General features: G+C 53.6%; 19 protein-coding genes. 9 read left to right on the top strand and 10 right to left on the bottom strand.

All coding sequences use genetic code 11. From position 1 onward, the window contains the following. Positions 1 to 154 precede the first annotated feature (154 nt). On the top strand, positions 155 to 2551 hold the full coding sequence (locus ACYVHX_RS13550) for an ABC transporter permease (RefSeq protein WP_460672187.1): 2397 nt from the start codon (positions 155 to 157) through the stop codon (positions 2549 to 2551). Positions 2552 to 2786: 235 nt separating this feature from the next. Here ACYVHX_RS13550 and ACYVHX_RS13555 read toward each other — a convergent pair whose 3' ends face one another. The 3 genes from ACYVHX_RS13555 to ACYVHX_RS13565 all read right to left on the bottom strand — a co-directional run bounded on the left by ACYVHX_RS13555 (position 2787) and on the right by ACYVHX_RS13565 (position 7015). Then, on the bottom strand, positions 2787 to 4181 hold the full coding sequence (locus ACYVHX_RS13555) for a DUF389 domain-containing protein (RefSeq protein WP_460672188.1): 1395 nt from the start codon (positions 4179 to 4181) through the stop codon (positions 2787 to 2789). Positions 4182 to 4350: 169 nt separating this feature from the next. Next, positions 4351 to 4779 (bottom strand): lipocalin-like domain-containing protein, encoded by a 429-nt coding sequence (locus tag ACYVHX_RS13560; protein WP_460672189.1) that lies wholly within the window; start codon positions 4777 to 4779, stop codon positions 4351 to 4353. Positions 4780 to 5296: 517 nt separating this feature from the next. Next, positions 5297 to 7015 (bottom strand): FAD/NAD(P)-binding protein, encoded by a 1719-nt coding sequence (locus ACYVHX_RS13565; protein WP_460672190.1) that lies wholly within the window; start codon positions 7013 to 7015, stop codon positions 5297 to 5299. A 957-nt stretch (positions 7016 to 7972) separates the two neighbouring features. Here ACYVHX_RS13565 and ACYVHX_RS13570 point away from each other — a divergent pair. The 6 genes from ACYVHX_RS13570 (at position 7973) to ACYVHX_RS13595 (ending at position 13995) form a co-directional block, all read left to right on the top strand. Next, positions 7973 to 8389, top strand: a complete 417-nt coding sequence (locus ACYVHX_RS13570) for a response regulator (RefSeq protein WP_460672191.1) — start codon at positions 7973 to 7975, stop codon at positions 8387 to 8389. A 763-nt stretch (positions 8390 to 9152) separates the two neighbouring features. Then, positions 9153 to 10916 (top strand): ATP-binding protein, encoded by a 1764-nt coding sequence (locus ACYVHX_RS13575; protein WP_460672192.1) that lies wholly within the window; start codon positions 9153 to 9155, stop codon positions 10914 to 10916. A gap of 147 nt (positions 10917 to 11063) precedes the next feature. Continuing rightward, positions 11064 to 11402, top strand: a complete 339-nt coding sequence (locus tag ACYVHX_RS13580; RefSeq protein WP_460672193.1) for a hypothetical protein — start codon at positions 11064 to 11066, stop codon at positions 11400 to 11402. Between the two features lie 72 nt (positions 11403 to 11474). Further along, complete coding sequence (locus ACYVHX_RS13585) at positions 11475 to 12629, top strand: zinc-dependent alcohol dehydrogenase (RefSeq protein ID WP_460672194.1); 1155 nt, start codon at positions 11475 to 11477, stop codon at positions 12627 to 12629. 6 nt (positions 12630 to 12635) lie between these two features. Next, positions 12636 to 13154 (top strand): hypothetical protein, encoded by a 519-nt coding sequence (locus ACYVHX_RS13590; protein ID WP_460672195.1) that lies wholly within the window; start codon positions 12636 to 12638, stop codon positions 13152 to 13154. Positions 13155 to 13275: 121 nt separating this feature from the next. After that, positions 13276 to 13995 carry a DUF72 domain-containing protein gene (locus ACYVHX_RS13595; protein ID WP_460672196.1) on the top strand — a complete coding sequence of 240 codons (720 nt, stop codon included), beginning with the start codon at positions 13276 to 13278 and terminating at the stop codon, positions 13993 to 13995. Positions 13996 to 14103: 108 nt separating this feature from the next. On the opposite strand, the gene ACYVHX_RS13600 is transcribed toward ACYVHX_RS13595, so the two are convergent. The 5 genes from ACYVHX_RS13600 to ACYVHX_RS13620 all read right to left on the bottom strand — a co-directional run bounded on the left by ACYVHX_RS13600 (position 14104) and on the right by ACYVHX_RS13620 (position 17590). Beyond that, positions 14104 to 14592, bottom strand: a complete 489-nt coding sequence (locus ACYVHX_RS13600; RefSeq protein WP_460672197.1) for a ferritin-like domain-containing protein — start codon at positions 14590 to 14592, stop codon at positions 14104 to 14106. A gap of 82 nt (positions 14593 to 14674) precedes the next feature. Further along, positions 14675 to 15469, bottom strand: coding sequence for a hypothetical protein (locus tag ACYVHX_RS13605; RefSeq protein ID WP_460672198.1), 795 nt, complete (start codon positions 15467 to 15469; stop codon positions 14675 to 14677). 309 nt (positions 15470 to 15778) lie between these two features. Further along, positions 15779 to 16546 carry an OBAP family protein gene (locus ACYVHX_RS13610; protein ID WP_460672199.1) on the bottom strand — a complete coding sequence of 256 codons (768 nt, stop codon included), beginning with the start codon at positions 16544 to 16546 and terminating at the stop codon, positions 15779 to 15781. Then, complete coding sequence (locus ACYVHX_RS13615) at positions 16539 to 17291, bottom strand: succinate dehydrogenase/fumarate reductase iron-sulfur subunit (protein ID WP_460672200.1); 753 nt, start codon at positions 17289 to 17291, stop codon at positions 16539 to 16541. Before ACYVHX_RS13615 ends, ACYVHX_RS13610 begins: the two co-directional genes overlap by 8 nt. Positions 17292 to 17401: 110 nt before the next feature. Beyond that, on the bottom strand, positions 17402 to 17590 hold the full coding sequence (locus ACYVHX_RS13620) for a hypothetical protein (RefSeq protein ID WP_460672201.1): 189 nt from the start codon (positions 17588 to 17590) through the stop codon (positions 17402 to 17404). Positions 17591 to 17842: 252 nt separating this feature from the next. On the opposite strand from ACYVHX_RS13620, the gene ACYVHX_RS13625 reads away from it, so the two are divergent. After that, the gene (locus ACYVHX_RS13625; RefSeq protein WP_460672202.1) at positions 17843 to 18502 is read left to right on the top strand and encodes a DUF6766 family protein; all 660 of its coding nucleotides are present in this window, start codon (positions 17843 to 17845) and stop codon (positions 18500 to 18502) included. A 228-nt stretch (positions 18503 to 18730) separates the two neighbouring features. Next, on the top strand, positions 18731 to 20155 hold the full coding sequence (locus ACYVHX_RS13630; RefSeq protein WP_460672203.1) for a glycoside hydrolase family 30 protein: 1425 nt from the start codon (positions 18731 to 18733) through the stop codon (positions 20153 to 20155). 57 nt (positions 20156 to 20212) lie between these two features. On the opposite strand, the gene ACYVHX_RS13635 is transcribed toward ACYVHX_RS13630, so the two are convergent. Further along, positions 20213 to 20677: a response regulator gene (locus tag ACYVHX_RS13635; RefSeq protein ID WP_460672204.1), complete on the bottom strand. Its 465-nt coding sequence runs from the start codon at positions 20675 to 20677 to the stop codon at positions 20213 to 20215. A 133-nt stretch (positions 20678 to 20810) separates the two neighbouring features. Next, positions 20811 to 20984 carry a hypothetical protein gene (locus ACYVHX_RS13640; RefSeq protein ID WP_460672205.1) on the bottom strand — a complete coding sequence of 58 codons (174 nt, stop codon included), beginning with the start codon at positions 20982 to 20984 and terminating at the stop codon, positions 20811 to 20813. Between the last annotated feature and the right edge of the window lie 21 nt (positions 20985 to 21005).

The following is a 21005-nucleotide window of genomic DNA, read 5'->3' on the forward strand; positions in this document are numbered from 1 at the left end:
ATCAAAATCCGGCTGCTGAAAATGGACACTGCTTGTCCGAAATCGTACAGGCTCTACCTAACCCGGCGTCTCCAGACGTGCCCAAGGCCGGTTTTGGCCCGGTGGTATGATTGTTGAGCCGCTTTTGCCGGAAGCAAAAACAGGCCCCTACCCCATGCTGCTGAACTACTTCAAAATTAGTTGGCGTACCCTCGTCCGAAACAAAACCTACACAGCCCTCAATTTACTGGGTTTGGCGGTCGGTATGACATGCGCCATTCTGCTGGGCCTGTATGTCCACGATGAACTGACTTTCGACCGCTACCATGCCCGGGCCGATCGGATTTTCCGGGTCAACATGCACCTCCAGTGGGCCGGCAATGAATACAAGCTGGGCGTTGCTTCGGCTCCCATGGCGGCTGCTTTACAACAGGAATATGGCGAAATAAGCAGCGTCCTGCGCGTCAAAACCGCCCACGAAACCCTGTTGCGGGTCGGTGAGAAAGCCCTGTATGCGAAAAATGTTATTTATGCCGACTCCACCCTGTTTACGTTTTTTGAGTACGACTTCGTGGAAGGCAGCCTTCAGAACGCACTGACGAGCCCGACCAATCTGATTCTGACCCAGAACATGGCGCTGGCCCTCTTTGGCCGGACCGAGGGCCTGGTAGGCAAAGTTGTCATGGTGAAAGACAATTTGCCTTTTACCGTCGCGGGTATCATCCGGAATGTTCCCGCTAATCACCACCTGACCTTCGACGCCATTCTGCCGTACGCCAATCCTGAGGTCAGTGGGGTTAACCTCCATAAATGGGACAGCTTCAGTTCGATGACGTACGTGCTGCTGAATCAGGCCGGCGACCGTCCTAAACTGGAGCAGAAAATGGCGGTTTTTTACCAAAAATACATTGCGAAAGCGATTGGAGACGTGCCCGGCGCCCAAACCAAAGTAAAGGTTGAGATTACGTTTCAGCCGCTGGTGGATATGCATTTGCGCTCCACCCACCTGATGGGCGAAGAGAACGGGGGCAATATGGCTTACGTTTACACCTTTTCGGTGATTGGGGTATTCATTCTCTTGATCGCCCTGGTTAATTACATCAATCTGACAACGGCTCAATCGGCCCGTCGGGCCAAGGAAATCGGCATTCGCAAGGCCGTCGGTTCGCTGCAATTTCAAGTAATCGGGCAGTTTTTGACCGAATCCATTCTGTTGTCTTTTCTGGCCCTTTTGTTAAGTTTGGTCTTGCTGTACGGGCTTTTGCCGTTTTTCAATACCATTGCCGCCAAAGCCCTGACCATCGATCTGTGGAACGGGCAGACCTTGGCGCTGGGCGCGGCCTTTGCGTTAGGGGTCGGATTAATCGGCGGTTTTTACCCCGCCTTTATTCTTTCCCGCTTTAAACCCGTGGCGGTTCTGAAAGGATCGTTCAGCTCCAGTGGCAGTGGCGTATGGCTCCGCAAGTCGCTGGTGGTGGTGCAGTTTACGATCTCGATGGTGATGATTGTGGGGACCCTCATTGTGTACCGGCAGTTGCAGTACATGCGGCACACGGAACTGGGCTTCAATCAACAGCAGGTGATTTCGATTCCCCTCAAAGCACCATCCGTTCAGCGGACGGCCCGTGTGCTCAAAAACCGACTGCTCCAAAATCCGATGATCAAAGGCGTGAGCCTGACCGATGGCTCCCTGGGCGGGGAAATCAACAGCAAAAGCACCTTTAGTTTTTACGCCGGCGGCACGGAGCAACCCGTGAGCAGCGAACATTTTTCCGTTGATGCCGACTTTTTGCGGGTGTTACAAATACCCTTAAAAGAGGGACGCGGTTTTTCGACCGATCTGGCCCGTGATTCGACGGATGCCGTGCTGGTCAACGAAGCCATGCTCCGGCGGCTGGGCTGGAAAAACCGCACGGAAGGATTGATTGAGTTTGACACCAGAAAAATTCCGATTGCGGGCGTCATCCGGGATTTTCACCTGCGTTCCCTGCACAATCAGATCGAACCCCTGGTGCTGGTTTTGCACCCGGATCGGGCCGACCACCTGCTGATTCGGGTACCCCCCCAGCGTATGCCGGTTTCATTAGCCTCGATCAAGCGGGTTTATGAGGAAGTGAATCCGGGTCAGCCGTTCGAATACGGTTTTCTGGACCAGACCTTTGCCGAGCAATACCGCTCCGACGAGCGCAAGAGCACGCTCTTCTTAGGGTTTTCGGGTCTGGCTATTTTCATCGCGTGCCTGGGTTTGTTTGGACTAGCCACCTTTACGGCCGGGCAGCGGAGAAAGGAAATTGGCGTGCGCAAGGTCCTGGGGGCCTCGGTGGTGAGCATTGTGACGATGCTGTCGAAGTCGTTTCTCAAACTGATTCTGGTGGCTCTTGGGCTGGCCACGCCCATTGCCTGGTACACGATGAACGGCTGGCTGCGTGACTTTGCCTACAAGATCGAGATCGAATGGTGGTATTTTGCGGTGGGGGGCGTCCTGGCGACTTCCATTGCCCTGCTGACGGTCGGGTTACAAAGCGTTCGAGCCGCGCTGATCAACCCGGTTAAAAGCCTGCGAAACGAATAAGGTCTGAGTTGGATGGCCGGAAAAACAATACCCGGTTTTTTAGTGAGAGCAACAGAAATCCGAAAAACCGTATTCCTGCCGCGCAGCCGCAGCCAGTAGGACGCACAACCCGTTTGTAGCTGACGCGGACGAGTTCACAAACGGGCTTACTCTACTACCGGACGACGTGTAGGCCATAGAGATTGGTATATGCCCGCCCGGCGGAGTTCTTTAGGGGCCAGCATCAGGCCCTATACTACTCCACGATTAACTTAATCTTTTTGCTTTTGGTCCGCGATTGCAGCCAGCGTTGAATCCGCTGCCGTTCTGCCTGGGTGTGGCGACGGGAAAAACGGGCGTATACCAGCAGCACGGTGTCAGGCTTTGTGTTCGTTGCATTCATTACCAGCGAGCGGGCGGCCGTAAAGGTCTGCACATCGGGCATGAGCGTTTTCAGTTCATTTCGCAGATCAGCTACCGGAATCCGGGAGGTTTGGGTCAGCTCAATGTACCTCTGCAGGGAGTCGATCGTCTGGTCTTTTCGGGCTATCGTGGCCTGGCTGTATTGAATAACCTGGTCCGCCAGCGTATTTTTAAGCGCATCCACGTCAATTTCGGAATCTTTGAAATTTCCCTGCTTAATGACCAATCTGGCATCACCCAGACCATAAGCTGGCATTCTAGTGCGCAGAACGTGAATGGAATCCTTGGGGAGGGGTTCGCCCACCAGCGAAAGTTCCAGGGTGCTCTGCTGGCGATTAAAACGGGCTGCGTAATTGATGACCTGCCGATACTGAAAATTGCATTCATTGGTAACAAATCGCCGGGCTGATTCCTCAAAGATGGTTTTGCGCACAATCTGGTAGCCCAGGTAGCTGCTCGGAACCACAACAATCAACACGGCGATCCAGATCGTACTGCGCACACGCTGTTCGATTTCGGGGGTGGGATAATCCTTTTGGTGATAGCCCAGAAACCGCACAATCAGGAAGGTCGCCAGACTGATGCAGATTCCATTAATCAAAAACAGATAAAAAGCCCCCGCGAAGTAGTAGAGGTTCCCGGTCGCAATGCCATACCCCGCGGTGCACAAGGGCGGCATCAGGGCGGTGGCAATTGCCACACCGGGGATAACATTCGTTATTTTTTCCCGCCGGGACCCCGCAACAATACCAGCAAGTCCGCCAAAGAAAGCCACCAGGGCATCCCAAACGGTTGGTGAGGTGCGGGCGATCAATTCGGATTGCGCCAGATGCAGCGGACTCAAAAAGAAGTAGAGCGTTGAGGTGAGTAAGCTAATGACCACGGCAATGCTTAAATTCTTCAGCGATCGCAGAATCATCGCCAGGTCGTTGATCCCTACCCCCATTCCGATCCCCATGATCGGGCCCATCAACGGCGAGATCAGAAACGCGCCGGTGATGACGGCGGGGGAATTGATATTCAGACCAATGGAAGCAATGAAAATAGCGAAAATGAGCGTCCACAAATTAATGCCCCGAAACTCGATCCCCCGGCTAATGGATTGAATGACGCCTGCCTCGTCGTCCTTGTCCTCCTCCAGACTGAACCGGTCGATGAGGAACTCTTTGATGCGCTTGAAGATGCTTCGGGGTGGAGTAGTTGGTGTTTCGGGGCTCTCTGAGGTCATGTGAATCAATCGTTGGCTTAATGCATAACCCAAATACCGGCCAATATGATTGGTCATCCCATGCATTGGGGCTCTTCCAACAGCCCCCACTTCTCGGCACATGCGGGTTGAGCCCCCTCCAGAATCGGACGCGCCGGCCCGCCCGACAGGGCCTTTGTTCCTACCTATTTTAGCTCATTCTGGCCCAACTGAGCTCAATAACCGTTTCGGAACCGCCTGTCTGTAGAATGGGCGTTTGGAACGTTAATGTATCCGCTTCCAGATGGAACCGCCGGTAATGCTCTTTATTGGTCCAGTTCGGTAAGAGGGAAACCAGGACGTGGACAAAAATTTTAGTATCCTCAATCCGCCACCGGCCCGAATACGACAAATAGGTTTCACAGGCATGAGCTTTTGCTTCTGTTGACGCCCCTTGTAGGGATTCAACCGGGAAATCGGTTCGGTTTCTGGCCATAATAGCCACTGACATATAACCGTCTTCACTAAGAAGTAGAGTGCCAACGGGGTCAGGCCCATAAAGCTGATACACTTTATTGGTGACAACATTTTTAGCGTCGAACCGTAGCAATCGCCAGGCACCAATAATTGAGTTGGTCATAGACTTAAATGATTAACCTGCTCGGTGAATCGTCTTGTTTGATGGGTAAATATAGGTAAAACCGCTGCAAAGTCAGGAGCGCGATACGGCAAGTCTGTCACTGCATTCGTCTCGCACTGGCCGGAGCGTTAATTAAGATGAAATTCAACGGATTACCAGGAGCCGGCCAAAAACCGGCTTTTAACAGGGTGGAACGTGAGATGCCGGATGGGTGGGCAAAAAAATAGCCAGACTACACGTCTGGCTATTCTGATACTCTCTGTACAATCTCCTCCTCAATCGTAATCCCGGGCTAATAACAGCGGGTAGGCGTAGAATGTTTTAATGAGTAGACTGGCGGTAGTTACCTGGCTTTATCCATATACAGATTTTGTCAGCCAACTCTTTTTCTTCCGGTGCCACAGACCCAATCAAAAGGCGGTATTGACTTGAGCATGGCAGCTGATTCACTGCATTCAATCCGGTATTGTCATTCTGCCTGATGGTGATTCTACACGATCACCATTGCCCCCACGGACTAATCTTCCAGCAGGCATTTTACGATTGACTCCGAGGCCGTTTCGCTGAAATCCAGTCCGGAATAATCGGGATTATACCCGCCAATGTGCGGCACCGCCATGATATAAATCCGGGGATTTGCCCTCGCGTTGGCATCCGTTACCTGGAAATAATCATTGATTGCCAAACCCGGCACCTTTAGATAATAGCCTCCCTGGCCATCTGTCTCGACACTTTGGTCATCCTGGTCCTTCGCCCGACGCCCCTCTTCTTCCGCTTGAAACTTCAACCGGGCCGCACTGACCGTCCCATTCGTGATCAGACTTTTAAACGGAAAATCATCGAAAGCTAAATGAGGCTGCCCCACGCAGTCAACGAACGTTTGATAAACCGCGGACTGGTCCTGCTGCTCATTTTTGTAATGGTAGGTGATCCCACCCTTTTTTTCAGGTTCCACCCGGCTATCGGAACCGACCGAATGGATGCTTAAAATGCCGGCCTGGTGCAGCGCCAGCAGTTCCTGCGCCGAGCGTTGGGGGACAAATGCAATGACGACGGAAATTAGGGGCATCAGCGAACGCTGTAGCCGTTGCATGTCCTCGGCACAAAAATATTTTGCCGGGTAATTCATCGCGTAGCTTAAAATGGCCAGTTGTTCCTTCCAGACTATTGACTGCTGACGCCGGATGGACTGCTCGGCTTCGCGGTATTCACTTTGAAAGAGTTCAAAGGGTTCACGCCGTTCGCGTTGTTCCATCATCATTTCAACAAACTCCTCCATCTGCATGGCCTGAATCCGCTGGTAAAACGCCAAATCTTTGTCTTTGAAAAATTCCTTGAAGAGTTTTTCAAAGACAAAATCCAGGGAAAGAAACCCCTGATTGGCAGCCCGGTTCGCGGCAATCTCTTCGGGGCTTAGCAAAGCATCTTTTGATAGCAGCGACTCCTCCAGATGAAACCGAATGGCAGGCAGTAATCCGTTGCGGGAATACATCACCATCCGAAAGTGGGGGCTTTCAGGTGCCAGTTCGTAGCTTAACGTACCGTCCGGCTGCGGTTTAAAAATTCCGTTGTGGCGGGCCAGCGTTCGAATCGCATCAATGGCCGTTAAGGATGAACCCCGTAGCGCAACGGGATGATTGAGCGGCAAAGCCAGTTTGGTGGGCGGATATGGCGAGTCAAAATAGCCAGGAATTGATCCTTCGTACGTTTTAGGCCAGTCATGGCCGGTGCAGATGATGACGGCATCAAACAAGGCGACTTCGGGCGCGGTACTGATAACCTCTACTTTCTGCTGATCCGGCCGGTCAATTAGGTCGGTGACCCTGCTGGAAAGATGAACGCGGGTCTGGAGTCCTTCCCGGCGGGCCCGCTCGAGTAAAAATTCAAACTGGGCGGCCAGGTATTGTCCGAATAAAAGCCGGGGAACCACCTTGTATTCGTTGAACCGGTTGGGATCTAAGCCGAAGGGGGAGAGCACGTCGGGGGGCAACGTTTGCACCCATTCCTCCAATGAGATAACCATAGCCGGAATTTCGTTTCCTGACACATTGGTGACATGTTCAAGCGTGGCGCCCTCTGGACTGTAAGGCATGCCGGCCCCAAGTTGCGTGTTCTTTTCAAAAATATCAATTTCCCAGCCCGCGGAATTGGCTTCAATCAGTCTCTTGTACATAAAAAGGCCGCTGGGTCCCGCTCCCAAGATGGCAATTCTTTTCTTCTCCTTTGTTACCGGCATTATTGCTTTTAAGTTTATTGATGATCCTGTTGATTAGCTGAAAAACCTTCGATTGGAACGGATGACCGAAGGTTACCATGATCCGGTCACTCCTAGCCGTTCAGGCAGGTACGTTTCCTGACATCCGGCTAGGTTTCTCAGGTCGACGAGCGTGTTAATTGCCTTTTCCCCTATCTGCCGCTGACACCTGGAGCATCCGTGGCGCCCGGCCTCCAAAACCCTGTAGGACGACAGGTGGTGCAGGCCTACGGACCTTCCCACGTGATCTGCCCGGTTTTTGCCGGTATCCTTTGGAAAGGCTGGGCAATCCCGGCTTAATTCGGCGGCAAGCCTCCAGTTTAAAGTACAAAGGACACTGGTTTTGAAGTCCATACTAGCTTACCAAGCCAACCGGTGGCTGTTTGACCCATATAACAAAATCAGGATCGGATTGATCAGATTTCGGGCGCTTTTTGTTTGAATGGCGATTTTGTAGACCAACAAGACATCGGATCGCCTAAAAAGACAAGCTCCTTCATCGCTTCATTCATCTGGTCTATCGAAAACTTATTAAATATCCTTCGCTTTAAACAGGACAGTCAATCACCGGCCAGGTCTTCCGGACCGGTGATCTAAGTAATCTTCCCTAAATTGCAATGACTGGCACTCTTACATTTATGTCTGATAATTAATTGATTTCCACTGAGCGGAATCGTTCTAAGAGCGCCAAATACTCAACTGACATAACCGTACTCTCACTTTTTTTGTTAAGTATTTATATTTCTTTTCCTGTCGCTTGTCTATTTATTAGCAAACGGTAATCTTTAATAGCTCAATCAGCCTGCGTTATTGGTTCCTCCCCTACTGGCTCAACTAACTCAGACCGATCTGCTGGCAATCCACATCCATGGCCAGACCACTCGCTGGCAATTGTTAGGTAACGTGTATCTAAATGCTACTCCGCCGTAGCGCCCACCGATGAATACGAGAAAACGAATTCTGGTCGTTGATGATGATGCGACCTACCGAATGGTACTAACCATTCAATTGACTCAGGCAGGCTTTCAGGTTGTTGTTGCCAATGATGGACTGGAAGCCCTCAAGTGGTTAAACACGCCAGACTACAGCCCCGATTTGATTTTGCTCGATTTGATGATGCCCCGACTTAGCGGTCTGGATGTGTTGTCTTTTTTGCAAAGCCGTTCGCTAAAACCGCCTGTCGTTTTGATGTCTGCCGCCGAGCGGACCATCGCCCGTCAAGGCGTCATAACGGCCTCCCCCGACGCATTTTTACCCAAACCATTTACGAATCACCTGCTGCTCGATCAGATTCAGCGGCTACTGCCGGCGGCAGAACCCGATTTTGCCACCCAGGAATTTGGGCTGGCGGCTTAATCCGTATTCTGCTCGGCTCACAACAAAAAAAGACTGAGGAGGATGCACAGGCCAATCAATCCAATCAAAACCAGGGCGGCCTTGAAAGCAAGTTCCGAAGATTTGTTCATAAAAGGGGTTACGTTTCCGACAAAAACAGCCTGATTACCAGACTGCCAGTGTAGTTTATGGTTTATAGGCCAGCAAGTTATTACTTATTAAATTCAATGAGTAAAAATAACTAGATATATTATTAGACGGAAAGACCTCGGTTATTTGAAAATGGTTCAGCAATAGGTGGTGGACCAGCAGCTGCTGGTCCACCACCAACTCCGGGAGTGGTGCGGATCAGGATTATGACTCAGCCGGTGGCCATCCAGCAATCGGGGTCGTGAAAAAAGGCAAGACGGGTGTTCTTCAACCGGCGGTTTTTTATTCCTATCGAACCTGGCGAGCGAACCCGCTCACAAAATCTTTGCAACTCATAACAGGCGGGCCGCATCCTTGCAGTCAGCAAGCCGCTGGCTTTTCCCCGACTGATGGCTATTGAAAGTCAATCGCTTAGGAGAACAGCACGTACTTTTTTGTTTTGGTTTACCCGCTAGTGTGTTCATTGTCGTGTTGGCGAAGATTCCCGCCTGATTGAAATTTCATTTGATTACCTCAAAAGTTTTGTCTAAACTGTAGGAGCTTTCGCCGACAAAACAACGGTTTTAGAAAGAGGCAATTCATCCATTAGCTATTACCAACGTCTGGGTCGCCACGACAACCCGGAAGCGAATTCATGAGTACATTACCTGATCTGGCCGCAAGTGACCTGGTGGTTGAAAACGAGCAATTACGCTTTGCGCTGGAAGCCGCCGGGATTGGCACCTGGGATTATAACTTGGTGACGGGACTCGTTCAGTGGTCGACGATCTGTAAGCAACTATTCGGGCTGGCTCCCGAAAACGACGTATCGGCCGCCATCCTTCTGGCGCAGGTTCATCCGGATGATCGGGAGCGGGTAGCGAAAGCCAACGCGCTGGCGCTGAACCCTGCCAATACGCAGGAACACAATGTCGTTTTTCGGACTCTCAACGATACGAATGCGCTCCGCTGGGTACAGGCAAAAGGGCGAACCATCCGCAATCAGCAGGGACAGCTCACCCGGTTTAGTGGCATTGTACAGGAGATAACCCAATCCATTCTGGCGCAACAGACTCTAAGCCAGAGCGAGGCCCGACAGGCCTTTCTGCTTCTGCTGAGTGATCGCCTGCGTCCACTGGCCGACCCGGACGAGATTCAGTACCAGGCCGCTTGTGTGCTGGGAGACTATCTGGGAGCTAACCGGGTCGGCTTCGCGGAAGATCGGGGCGATGGCGAGACATTTGCCGTGACCCGAAACTACATCAATGGCGTAGCGGATATCAAGGGTGTCTACCGGTACGCGGATTATGACTCGTTGCTGATGAAGGATTTTCGGGCGGGACAAACGGTGATTCGCCCTGATATAGCGGCAGATTCCACCCTTACCGACTCCGAGAAAGAAGCTCGCCGTTTGCTGCAATTGGGCGCGGCCGTTAGCAAGCCTTTAATTAAGGATGGCCACCTGTTGGCCGCGTGGTTTATCCACTATCAAAATCCCCATGATTTTTCAGCGCAGGAGCTTAATCTTCTGGAAGAGGTGGCCGAACGCACCTGGGCGGCTCTCGAACGCGCCCGGGCCGAAACCGCCCTGCGCCAGAGCGAGGAGCGTTACCGGCTCTTTTCGAGCCATTTGGATGAGCAAGTCCGCCAGCGAACCCAGCAACTGGAAATCTCGGTGCGGGATCTGAAACGGTCGAATGAAAACTTGCAGCAGTTTGCCTACATTGCGAGCCACGACCTGCAGGAACCGCTGCGCAAGATTCAATCATTTAGCAGCATTCTTCAGCAGCAGTTCAGTGCCCAATTGGGTGAGCAGGGAACGGATATGCTGATGCGTATGGCCTCAGCCGGTGAGCGGATGTCGATTCTGATTCGCGACCTGCTGATGTATTCCCGCATTTCGACCCGTCAGCAGAATTTTGGCGATGTTTCCCTGAATGCTATTATTACCAAAGTGCTCAATACACTGGATTGGGCAATCGGTCAACGCAATGCCCAGATTGAAGTGGACTCGTTGCCCGTGGTCAAAGGCGATGAGTCTCAATTGGGGCAGTTGTTTCAGAACCTGCTTTCCAATGCCCTGAAATTCACTCCGGAGAATCTGCCCCCCCGGATTAAAATATCCTGTACGGAGCAGCTTGCAACCGACTTGCCGCAAACGTCTCGTCCGGCTCATTCCGCAAAACGTTACTATCAGCTAAGCGTACAGGATCAGGGCATTGGATTTGATCCCAAGTACCTGGACCGGATTTTTCAGGTCTTTCAGCGATTGCATGGCAAAGGCGAATATCCTGGCACCGGGGTAGGGTTAGCCATTTGCCAGCGGGTGGCGGAGAACCACGGAGGATCCATCACGGCGAGCAGCGAGCCAGGAAACGGAGCCACTTTCAGGGTCTTTTTACCCATTGTCAACGGCTAACGGGCTGGAAAGCAATACCGTGGGATAGCCACGCAACGTCGCACCCGAAAATCCTGCCGGAAAGCCGTCATCCTGCTGCACGGCGGCAACTACTCGGTTCATTGAATTCCCGGCCTGATCGAATTGGCGGGAACGACCACCCTGCGAATGGCAAGCCGCCTTTCCCGAATCGGCATCAACGCTTCCAGACCAGTGGTATGGACCGGGTCCGATCCAGCCAAATTCGGCAACCGAATGATCCTCAAACCCACTCCTGAACGGGACGCCCTGCTTTCTCCATCAACCGGAGCTACGGGGGTTGCTGCTAATTTAGGGCCTGAATTTTACGGCCCCATGCGAAGCTCTGAGTATCCTGATGCGGTTTCTGCGCGGTTGGCTGGAAGGCGTTTTGGAGAGATACGGCTATTCAACGGACACAACGGCCTGCCTGAGTTTGAAAACAGGGTTTCTGAAAATGACTCCCGGGGCCGGATGCTCATTAATTAAACTCACTGCTCATTTTCGAAAGTTATCATGCAATAGCCGGTTTCGGAAATTGCAAATGTAAACCTCAGTTCTATGCTAGCCATGAATTACCGCGGACCGCAACGGGTTCGCGTCAGTCACAAACCCATGCCCGAAATCAAGCATCCTGAAGATGCGATTGTTCGCGTAACCCGCTCCTGTATTTGCGGTTCCGATCTGCACCTCTACAATGGCAATGTGCCGGATACGCGGGTCGGTATGACATTCGGACACGAATTCATCGGAATTGTCGAAGAAATTGGATCGGAAGTCCACAAGGTGAAAGTGGGTGATCACGTACTGGTGCCCTTCAACATTGCCTGCGGCAAGTGTCATTTCTGCCGCCAGGGGCTGTTCGGAAATTGCCATGAATCGAACACGCAGGCCACGGCGGTGGGCGGCATTTTCGGATACTCCCACACCGCGGGGGGCTACGACGGCGGGCAGGCCGAATTTGTTCGGGTGCCTTACGCCAACGTGGGACCGACGGTGATTCCACCCGGTATGGACCCGGATGATGCCGTGATGCTGACCGATGTGGTGCCGACGGGCTATCAGGCCGCTGAGATGGGCGGTATTCAACCCGGCGATACGGTTGTCGTTTTTGGCGCGGGTCCGGTTGGAATCATGGCCGCCCGGTGTGCCTGGCTGTTTGGCGCGGGGCGCGTTATCGTCCTCGATCAATACGAATACCGGCTGGAGTTTGTCCGCAACTACGCCAACTGTGAAGTCTATAACTTCAAGGAAATGGATGATCCGGTCGTTTTTATCAAGAAAATTACCGACTGGATGGGCGCCGATGTGGTCATCGATGCGGTCGGCGCCGAAGCGGCCGGTAGCGCCCTGCAAACCATAACCGGTCGGAAAACCCTGCTGCAGGCGGGTTCGGCAACGGCCCTGCACTGGGCGATCAACTCCGTCAGAAAAGGCGGTATTGTTTCCATCGTAGGCGTCTACGGGCCAACCGACAACCTGGTCCCAATCGGTAACGTTGTCAACAAAGGGCTGACGTTGCGGGCCAACCAGGCTTCGGTCAAACGGTTGCTGCCGCGGCTCATTGAGCATGTTCAGAACGGCGTTTTAAATCCGAAAGCGCTCATCACGCACCGCGTTCCGCTGGAAGAAGCGGCCGACGCGTACCGAATGTTTTCCGATAAGCTCGACAACTGCATCAAACCTGTTCTTATTCCACCCTCTGCCAGAATGTAAACGCCAATGGAAAATACAACCACTGATTCAAAAGCAATTGCCCGGGATTATTCGCACATCAAGGGCTGGGGCATCGATGCCGATCCGAAAAACGATCCGACGTACCCGATTCGAAACCGGCCGGAAGGCCTCGACGGACTGGACGAGCAACGGGGCTATACCTGGGAACGGCCCACCCAGCAACCGGTTGACGTGGAAGTCCTTCGTTCCACCGAACGACCCACGGTCAGTGCGGTTTTTGGGACATCAACTCCTCCTTCCGGTTGGAGTGGAGCGATCCGCCGGTATGCCTTCAAATACAGCGAATCCGAATACGGTCACTGGCTGCCGCTGCTGCTGGCCGACCGCGTCAACGTGATGGAAGGCATCATCGATGACCTTAAACAGGGGCACGTTCCCAATATTTTCGCCGAAAGAGGCTGGAAAGCGGAATGGAAACACAACCCGCAGGGCCTAACCAAAAAAGTGCTCATCGGAACAGCGGTCACCGTGGCGGTTTTTATGCTGTTCCGCCGAAAGAAGTAGGCCGTACTTGACGGAAAAAGTTGCTCCGAAAACCGGCCGGTTTTCGGAGCAACTTTTTCCGTCAAGTACCGGCTCCCGGTTTCGTGAAAACCGTCTACGTGTTTTTCTTTGCTGCTTGATGATGAACAAGGTAACAATTGGCACCTGCGGTTTTCCCCGCCCGAAAACCGACTATGCCCAATTTCTGTCGGGTGTGGAAGTGCAACAAACCTTTTACCAGCCCCCCCGGCTTTCTACCCTGGAAAACTGGCGTCGGCAACTCGCCCCCGAATTTGAATTCACGCTCAAAGCCTGGCAGCTCATCACCCACGAAGCCCGCAGCCCGACGTACAAGCGCTTAAAACAGCCACTTTCGGAAGAAGATCGCCAGCAGGCCGGTTCGTTTAAACCATCGGAACTCGTGCAGCAAGCCTGGCAACTGACCCTGGCCTGTGCCAATGCCCTGGCGGCAAAAACCGTCCTGTTCCAATGTCCGGCCAGTTTCAAACCCACCCGGGAAAACGTTGCGAATCTGGAACGCTTCTTTTCCGGCATCGACCGTCAGCAGCTGAACCTGGCCTGGGAACCCCGTGGTGCGTGGGATCGGCAGCTGGTGAAAGACCTGTGCCAGACCCTTAGCCTCTGGCACGTGGTCGATCCGTTTACCGCCCGGACCGTCACACCGGACCAGTGTTATTTTCGCCTTCACGGACGCCAGGGCTGGCGGTACCAATACGAAGAGCAGGAACTGTCGGACCTGCTGGAACTCCTGCCCGAAAGCCAGCGGTCGTACGTCTTTTTCAACAACATCCACATGTTTCAGGATGCGCTGCTTTTTAAAAAGCTACTGGAAAACCGGTAAGGTATGCCACCGGGACCACTGTCCGGTGTTTCCCTTCAGTTCGACCTAAAAAAATAGACCGCAACCCTCCGAATCGACTCCGGCGGTTGCGGTCTTATTCAGGTTGTATTACGATTGAACCGCCTGTTGATTGACGGACGTGGTGGCGATATACGTCAGCTTTTCATCGGTTGCCTTTTCTTCTTTTAAGGTCGTTTGCAGCAAATCGGCAATTTGGGTCTGACCAGCCTGCTGCGCCAGCGTTCGGGCCGTTCCGTAGGAAGCAATTTCGTAATGCTCCATTTTTTGAGCCGCTCCAATAATGGCGGCATCGGCCAACTGACCATCTTCGAGTTGCTCCAGTAAATCCTGAGCCTCATCAATAAGGCCCTGCATGGCCAGGCACGTTTCTCCATCCGGCTCGATGCCCATTTGCTGGGCAATCACTTCCAGCCGCTGCACATGCTGCTCGGTTTCCCGCTGGTGAACCTCCATAGCCTGCCGCAACTGGTCGCTCTGCACGCGCTGGATCAATTGGGGCATGGCGTCCAGTGCCTGGGTTTCGGCCGAGTACAGATCCTGAATCGTGTGCTCCATGAATTCTTCAATGGTTTTCATATCGAATGGATTAATTAACTGATTTTGATTTAATTGACTATTGCTTTTAAATACGCTGTTTCGACTGCAATCCCGTCCGGGATTAATAAATGGGGTGATCTCCCTGATTGGCCTCGTCCTCTACATCCTTGATCAGCAAGGAGCCCAGTTTAGCGGCATTCAGGCTGTCGGCGGCCGCCGTAGGACCGTGATTGACCGTGATGTGAAAGACGTGTTGCAGATTCAGGATGTGCAGCGTTCGGCTTTTGGCATTCCAGACGGCTTTTTCCCAGGCGCCCGGAACCGGCTGCGTGCCGGCCCTTTCCTCATCGTTATCGTTCAGTTGAGAAGTAGCCAGATTGCCCGGTGCCGCGTGGTGCTGGGCTGAATCGTTCGGAGCGCCCGCGACGGCTCCGCTTTCCACCGACGGATTACCGCCGGTACCCGCAGCCGGACTTTCGGCGCCGGTGCCTTCGGGCTCCGGACCCGTATAAGGCCGCTTTCGGCCCCGGTTCGTCAGGGCGCTGGGTTGATAAAGCCGGTTAAAATAATAGTCGGCGTGAAAAACCGACTCAAAAGGCCGACGGCTGGTGGTGGAAAGAACCACTATTTTTTTGTTGTTCACCACCACTTCGCAGGCGTTCTCGGATTGCGTCCAGGTGATGGGCGTCTCGGCTGTCAGCTCGAACATGGATTCAATCGACGATTCGCTGATGTAATCGCACGGCATCGCATACTGGTACGATTCGCTCAACAACCGACTTCCACTCACCTGGCGGCCGAGTTCATTCGCAGCGTGGCGTCCTCCCCCGCCACTATCGCTGTCGGCACTGCCAGCGCCACCTCCTCCGCAGGCCAGCAGACCCAGCAGGGGCAGCATACTCCAATCAATCTTCATGTGAATGTTTTTAGTGAAATTAAACCGGTACTTCCATTTCCTTAAAAAGAACCGGAATGGCACTTGTCCGGTGACTGGAAAGCGATAAAATGAGGTTTTGGCCCGGTCGGGACCGAATCCTCATTCTTTCTCTGCTGGGAGAGCCCACGGTGCAAAAACCGGTTAGAGAAGGGAATGGATTGTTCGGCCGAACGGTCCGAAGAGGGAATACTGATTGGTGAGGGGTAATGAACGCAGCTTGTCAAATCGGCTGCGTTCATTCTGTTTAAAACCCTTCATCACCCCTGCTACTGAAGGGTCGGCCCTCACTTAGTGCGTATGACCGGGCAGGGCTTCTTTTTCCTTACTGATGGTCAACTGCCGGATTTCGCCCTGTTCCCAGGCGTTGGCCCCCGGCTGAACGGCCGGAGTCGGAATATCGGCCCGGTTTTGACGTTTCTCCGACGTAGAGACCCGAAACCGCTTGTCCCGCTGGGCAAGCAGACTATCGGCCAACTGGCCCTCTTTGGTAAATCCCATCATGATAAGGGGTGGCCCCAGGGGTAGTTTCAGATCCTGATCGGTATGCCAGGTATGGAAGGTTTTGCCGTAGGTCGAAACCAGCTTTTCCATTAATTCGTGTTCAGCCACTAAGGGCAAACCGGGGGCAATCAGGCTACCGGATTTCACTTCGTGTTGATGGCTGTGCCAGAGCTTCTTTTCTTCGGCGGGCAGCGTTTTAAACAAGCGTTCGGAAACGATGTATTCGACGCCCATAATCTTGGCATCCTTGCCGTTGCCGTCAAAAATCAGGCACTGGACCAGATCGTCGTTTAGTTGGGTGCAGTAGTGATGGGCCTCCATCTGATGATCCAGGTGGCCATTGTAGAAATGAAAACCGTCCAGGTACATGCTCATGGCCTTGAGGGGAGCTTTGTTTTGCAACAGATCGGCCCCGGTTTCGAGCACTTCCGTTTTGGTGGTTTTCTCGCCCCCCGGCGATTCGACATTCGAGGACGTATTCTTTCCTCCGCATCCGATCAGCAGAATGCAAAGTAACCCGCCCAGAATCGGTGGGCCGCTGTTCCGTTTAGTCATTGTTTGAAGTGAGTTTAGCCCCCAGATACTCCCGATTCAGCCGCGTGATATGATCCAGGGAAATGGACGCCGGGCATTCCACCGAACAGGCTCCCATAAACGAGCAAGCCCCGAAGCCTTCGGCATCCATCTGGGCAACCATGCGTTCGGCCCGGAGCTGACGTTCGGCCTGGCCCTGCGGCAAAACCGCAAATCGGGATACCTGGGCCGCCGTGAACAGCATCGCCGAAGCATTTTTACAGGCCGCCACACAAGCCCCGCAGGCAATGCAGGCGGCTGCATCCATGGATTTTTCCTGCTGCTCACGGGCAATCAGAATTTCGTTGGCATCGGGTGCCGACCCGGTGTTGACGGAGATGTAGCCCCCGGACTGCACAATCCGGTCAAAAGCCGATCGATCAACGACCAGATCTTTAATGACGGGGAAAGCCCGCGCGCGCCAGGGCTCCACGACGATGGTGCTTCCATCCTCGAAGCTACGCATGTGCAGCAGGCAGGTTGCTCCGCCGGTTTGGGGACCATGCGCCCGTCCGTTGATGAACATCGCACAGGAGCCGCAAATGCCCTCCCGGCAATCATGATCGAACACCACCGGGTCTTCACCCCGGTGCAGCAGATCCTGGTTGAGCACGTCGAACATTTCCAGAAATGACATATCCGGCGACAGATCGGTCAGTTGATACTCCACAAGTTTACCGGCTGTCTGGCTATTTTTTTGCCGCCACACTTTCAGGGTTACGTTCATCGCATACGGTTTTTAATACGACATCTTGGGAAAATCTGCGAATCGAAAAGCAGGGAATGGTCGCATAAACCCCAGCCCGAAACTCAATGTCGGGCTGGGGTTGTCTGGGGTTAGCTGCTGTGTCCGCCTTTGGTGCCTCCGCTCGAACCACCCCCGCTATGGCCACCTTTGTTGCCGTTTGTTTTCGAGGTGCCCCGGCGTCCACCCGTTGCTCCGTGCTGCGGACCGTTATTCTGCTTATCGCCTTTTTCGCCACCGCCGAGCATTTCTTCGTACTCTTTCAAATCCTTGTCTGCCATATCAGTACGTGGTTAAAACGACCGGCCCAGAATCGACTGAGCGAATCGCGTGGTTTATCCTATTTCCTCCGGAGTCGGTCGGCAGCAAACCGACCCAACTTCACAACAGAGAACCCGTGTGGCTTATAAAAAGGGGATTATTCGCAAAAAAGTGAGGATTCGGGCGGGCTCATTTCCGGAGGCAAACAATCCGCATTAAAGCAAGTTTTCCGAATAACCGGCAAAACCGCATTCACCTAGTCCTGTTGCCCTATGAAAAAAACAATGCGCGAAAATGGGTTGTCACTCGTGTTGCTCGTATTGACGCTTCTCACCCTTATCGGCAATTTGTTTACCGGTTGGCAGAATTTCAATAACGAACTGAACGAGTATGGCCGGGCTGCGATTCCGTTTGTCAGCTACCTGACCAGTGGACATTGCGTGGAGTCGGTTTTTGAGAACTGGGAAAGTGAATTTCTGCAAATGGGTCTGTATGTACTTTTAACGGTTTTCCTCTACCAGAAAGGCTCCTCCGAGTCCAAAGACCCGGACCAATCCGAGGAGGTTGACCGGGAGCCCGACCCCGGGCGAGCGGGGGCGCCCTGGCCGGTTCGTCGGGGTGGCTGGCTGCTGCGGGTATACAACTATTCGCTCAGCATCGCTTTTTTTCTGTTGTTCCTGTTGTCGTTCTTCTTACACGCGGTTGGGGGCATGAAGCAGTACAACACCGAGCAACTGCTGAAAGGCAAACCCGAATCGCTGACCCTGTTTGAGTTTATGGGTACCAATGAATTCTGGTTTCAGTCGTTGCAAAACTGGCAAAGTGAATTTTTGTCGGTGCTATCCATTGTGCTTCTTTCAATTTTTCTTCGCCAGAAAGGCTCCCCCGAGTCCAAACCGGTTGACGCTCCCAACAGCCAGACCGGCGAGTAAATGACCCGGTTTTTCTCGTTATCGCAGCGGGAAGAACGGCACTATTTCGAAAAATCTCGTCCGTCGAGCTTGGAAACGCAGGGGTAAAAATCGGTTTTTCGGTTTCCACCTCCAGCTACCGACGGCCGCACCAGAATCCGGGGTATAAAGAAAAAACCGCCCGGTTTTTGGTCGTTAAACGTCGTTATGATACGTTTGGGTGTTCATCTTCCAGACAAAACATTGCTTATGCAACGCGCTTCCAAAATGCTCGGGGTCCTCACCGGCCTGGTGCTGGTTTTAGCCAGTTGCCAGCGAAAAACAAACGACGCGGGGCATTCCGAAAACCAGTCCGTAGCCGTCTGGCTGACCAATCCGGACCGGTCGGCCCTGTTCGTGAAACAACCTCAAAGCCTGAGTTTCGGCCCCGAAACCGCGCCGTCGCCGACCATCGCGGTCGATGACGCGCAAGCCTTCCAGACCATCGACGGGTTTGGCTATACGCTAACGGGCGGCAGCGCGATGCTCCTCAGCCGCATGACGCCGAAGGCCCGGGCCGCTCTGATGCAGGAGCTCTTTGCCACCGATGGCAACCACATCGGAGTCAGTTATCTACGGGTCAGTATCGGTGCTTCGGATCTGGATGAGCGCGTGTTTTCGTATGACGATTTGCCCCCTGGACAGACCGACCCGGAACTGACCCGGTTTAGCCTCGATCCCGACCGGCGGCACCTGATCCCGGTTTTGAAACAGATTCTGGCCATCAATCCGGCCATCAAAATCCTGGGTTCGCCCTGGTCACCGCCTTCCTGGATGAAAACCAACCAGAGCCCAAAGGGCGGCAGTCTGAAGCCCGACTACTACCCAACCTACGCCCGGTATCTGGTGAACTACATTCGGGATATGCAAGCGGAAGGCATCCGGATCGACGCCATTACGATTCAAAACGAACCGCTGCATCCGGGCAATAACCCCAGTATGTTGATGCTGCCGCAGGAGCAGGCAACCTTTATTAAAACCAGCCTGGGACCGGCGTTTCGGGCGGCTAAACTCGATACCAAAATCCTGCTTTACGATCATAATGCCGACCGGCCCGATTACCCGATTTCCATTCTGAACGACCCGGACGTAAAACCGTACGTTGACGGTTCGGCCTTTCATTTGTACGCCGGGCCCATCGAAGCGCTGACCCAAGTGCACCGGGCGCATCCGGACAAGAACCTCTACTTTACGGAGCAGTGGACGGGCGCCCCCGGCGATCTGCGGGGTGATCTGGCCTGGCACGTAAAAACGTTGATCATTGGAGCCACCCGCAACTGGAGTCGCACGGTTTTGGAATGGAACCTGGCCGCCGACCCCCAGCAAAAACCGCATACGCCGGGTGGCTGCGACCAGTGCCTGGGAGCCGTTACGCTCGCTGGCGATTCGGTCCGGCGCAATCCGGCGTATTACGCCATCGCCGTGGCCTCCAAATTTGTGCGGCCCGGTTCGGTTCGGATTGCGTCAACCGACCTGGGTCAACTGCCGAACGTGGCTTTCAAAACACCCGACAGCAGCCGGGTCGTGATTGTGCTGAACCCCGGCGGGTCGGCCCAGTCTTTTGCCCTCCGCTACCAGGGCAAACAGGTCGCGGCAACGCTGGCCGCCGGGGCGGTGGGCACCTACGTCTGGTAAAGCGGGTCTTTGCGGTTTTTTTAGTTAAAACCGCAAAGACGGGAAATCCCTGGTCGTTCAGCGGTGGGCATAGGCCAGCACGTAATCACTCAGGATCTGGCAGCAGCTCAGCCAGTCGGGGAACGTTTTCGGCTTAATTAGGTACGATTGAATTCCCTGTTGATAGCTATCAATGGTTTCCTCCAGATCGTGGGAAGACGTTAAAATGAAAATAGGCACCTGTCTGGCGGGGGGTAATAGAGCCTGAATCGTCTGCAGGGTCTGCCAGCCTTCCTTGCGCCGGGGAAGATACAAATCCAAAAGAATCAATTGCAGGGATGAAGACTCATTCCGGAGTTCTTTTTCCAGGAATTCGACGGCCTCCGGCTGATCTCGGGCCAGAACCGGGATCAGGTGAGGATTGACCTGCTGAATGGCTTTCTGGAATAAAAGCCACTGATCAGCCGAATCTTCAACGACCAGAATCTTAGCGGGGCGCTGGGAAGACGGGCTGGACTGTGATTTTTGAGCGGCTGTGTCCATACTGATTTAAAATCGATTCAGCGGGCAAACCGACTCGAACCCGGCGCGTCAGTTAGCCAACGGCCCCGGTTGGACCACATTCTAATTTGATGGGCTAATTCGCGGAAAGGCGCGACCGGCCCCGGTTCTTCTACTACAGCAGGCGTTTGCCGCCGGTCGAGCCCTGGTCACCTGACGACCATTCCTGCGGGCTTTGACCCCCGACGCAGGGCCTATTCCGGAGGAGTTTTCCAGACGAAACCAAAGCGTTTCTGGAATCCCGGCAGCGGGGGGCGGCCGACAGCCAGCACAGGAAAAGAGTTGCCATTTTTAATTTAGTACCGATTCC

The organism is Larkinella ripae, from assembly GCF_054780775.1.

Bases quoted from the DNA above. Each gene is read 5' to 3' on its own strand.
- ACYVHX_RS13550 (WP_460672187.1), top strand. From the start codon at position 155: ATGCTGCTGAACTACTTCAAAATTAGTTGGCGTACCCTCGTCCGAAAC.
- ACYVHX_RS13555 (WP_460672188.1), bottom strand. From the start codon at position 4,181: ATGACCTCAGAGAGCCCCGAAACACCAACTACTCCACCCCGAAGCATC.
- ACYVHX_RS13560 (WP_460672189.1), bottom strand. From the start codon at position 4,779: ATGACCAACTCAATTATTGGTGCCTGGCGATTGCTACGGTTCGACGCT.
- ACYVHX_RS13565 (WP_460672190.1), bottom strand. From the start codon at position 7,015: ATGCCGGTAACAAAGGAGAAGAAAAGAATTGCCATCTTGGGAGCGGGA.
- ACYVHX_RS13570 (WP_460672191.1), top strand. From the start codon at position 7,973: ATGAATACGAGAAAACGAATTCTGGTCGTTGATGATGATGCGACCTAC.
- ACYVHX_RS13575 (WP_460672192.1), top strand. From the start codon at position 9,153: ATGAGTACATTACCTGATCTGGCCGCAAGTGACCTGGTGGTTGAAAAC.
- ACYVHX_RS13580 (WP_460672193.1), top strand. From the start codon at position 11,064: ATGGCAAGCCGCCTTTCCCGAATCGGCATCAACGCTTCCAGACCAGTG.
- ACYVHX_RS13585 (WP_460672194.1), top strand. From the start codon at position 11,475: ATGCTAGCCATGAATTACCGCGGACCGCAACGGGTTCGCGTCAGTCAC.
- ACYVHX_RS13590 (WP_460672195.1), top strand. From the start codon at position 12,636: ATGGAAAATACAACCACTGATTCAAAAGCAATTGCCCGGGATTATTCG.
- ACYVHX_RS13595 (WP_460672196.1), top strand. From the start codon at position 13,276: ATGAACAAGGTAACAATTGGCACCTGCGGTTTTCCCCGCCCGAAAACC.
- ACYVHX_RS13600 (WP_460672197.1), bottom strand. From the start codon at position 14,592: ATGAAAACCATTGAAGAATTCATGGAGCACACGATTCAGGATCTGTAC.
- ACYVHX_RS13605 (WP_460672198.1), bottom strand. From the start codon at position 15,469: ATGAAGATTGATTGGAGTATGCTGCCCCTGCTGGGTCTGCTGGCCTGC.
- ACYVHX_RS13610 (WP_460672199.1), bottom strand. From the start codon at position 16,546: ATGACTAAACGGAACAGCGGCCCACCGATTCTGGGCGGGTTACTTTGC.
- ACYVHX_RS13615 (WP_460672200.1), bottom strand. From the start codon at position 17,291: ATGAACGTAACCCTGAAAGTGTGGCGGCAAAAAAATAGCCAGACAGCC.
- ACYVHX_RS13620 (WP_460672201.1), bottom strand. From the start codon at position 17,590: ATGGCAGACAAGGATTTGAAAGAGTACGAAGAAATGCTCGGCGGTGGC.
- ACYVHX_RS13625 (WP_460672202.1), top strand. From the start codon at position 17,843: ATGAAAAAAACAATGCGCGAAAATGGGTTGTCACTCGTGTTGCTCGTA.
- ACYVHX_RS13630 (WP_460672203.1), top strand. From the start codon at position 18,731: ATGCAACGCGCTTCCAAAATGCTCGGGGTCCTCACCGGCCTGGTGCTG.
- ACYVHX_RS13635 (WP_460672204.1), bottom strand. From the start codon at position 20,677: ATGGACACAGCCGCTCAAAAATCACAGTCCAGCCCGTCTTCCCAGCGC.
- ACYVHX_RS13640 (WP_460672205.1), bottom strand. From the start codon at position 20,984: ATGGCAACTCTTTTCCTGTGCTGGCTGTCGGCCGCCCCCCGCTGCCGG.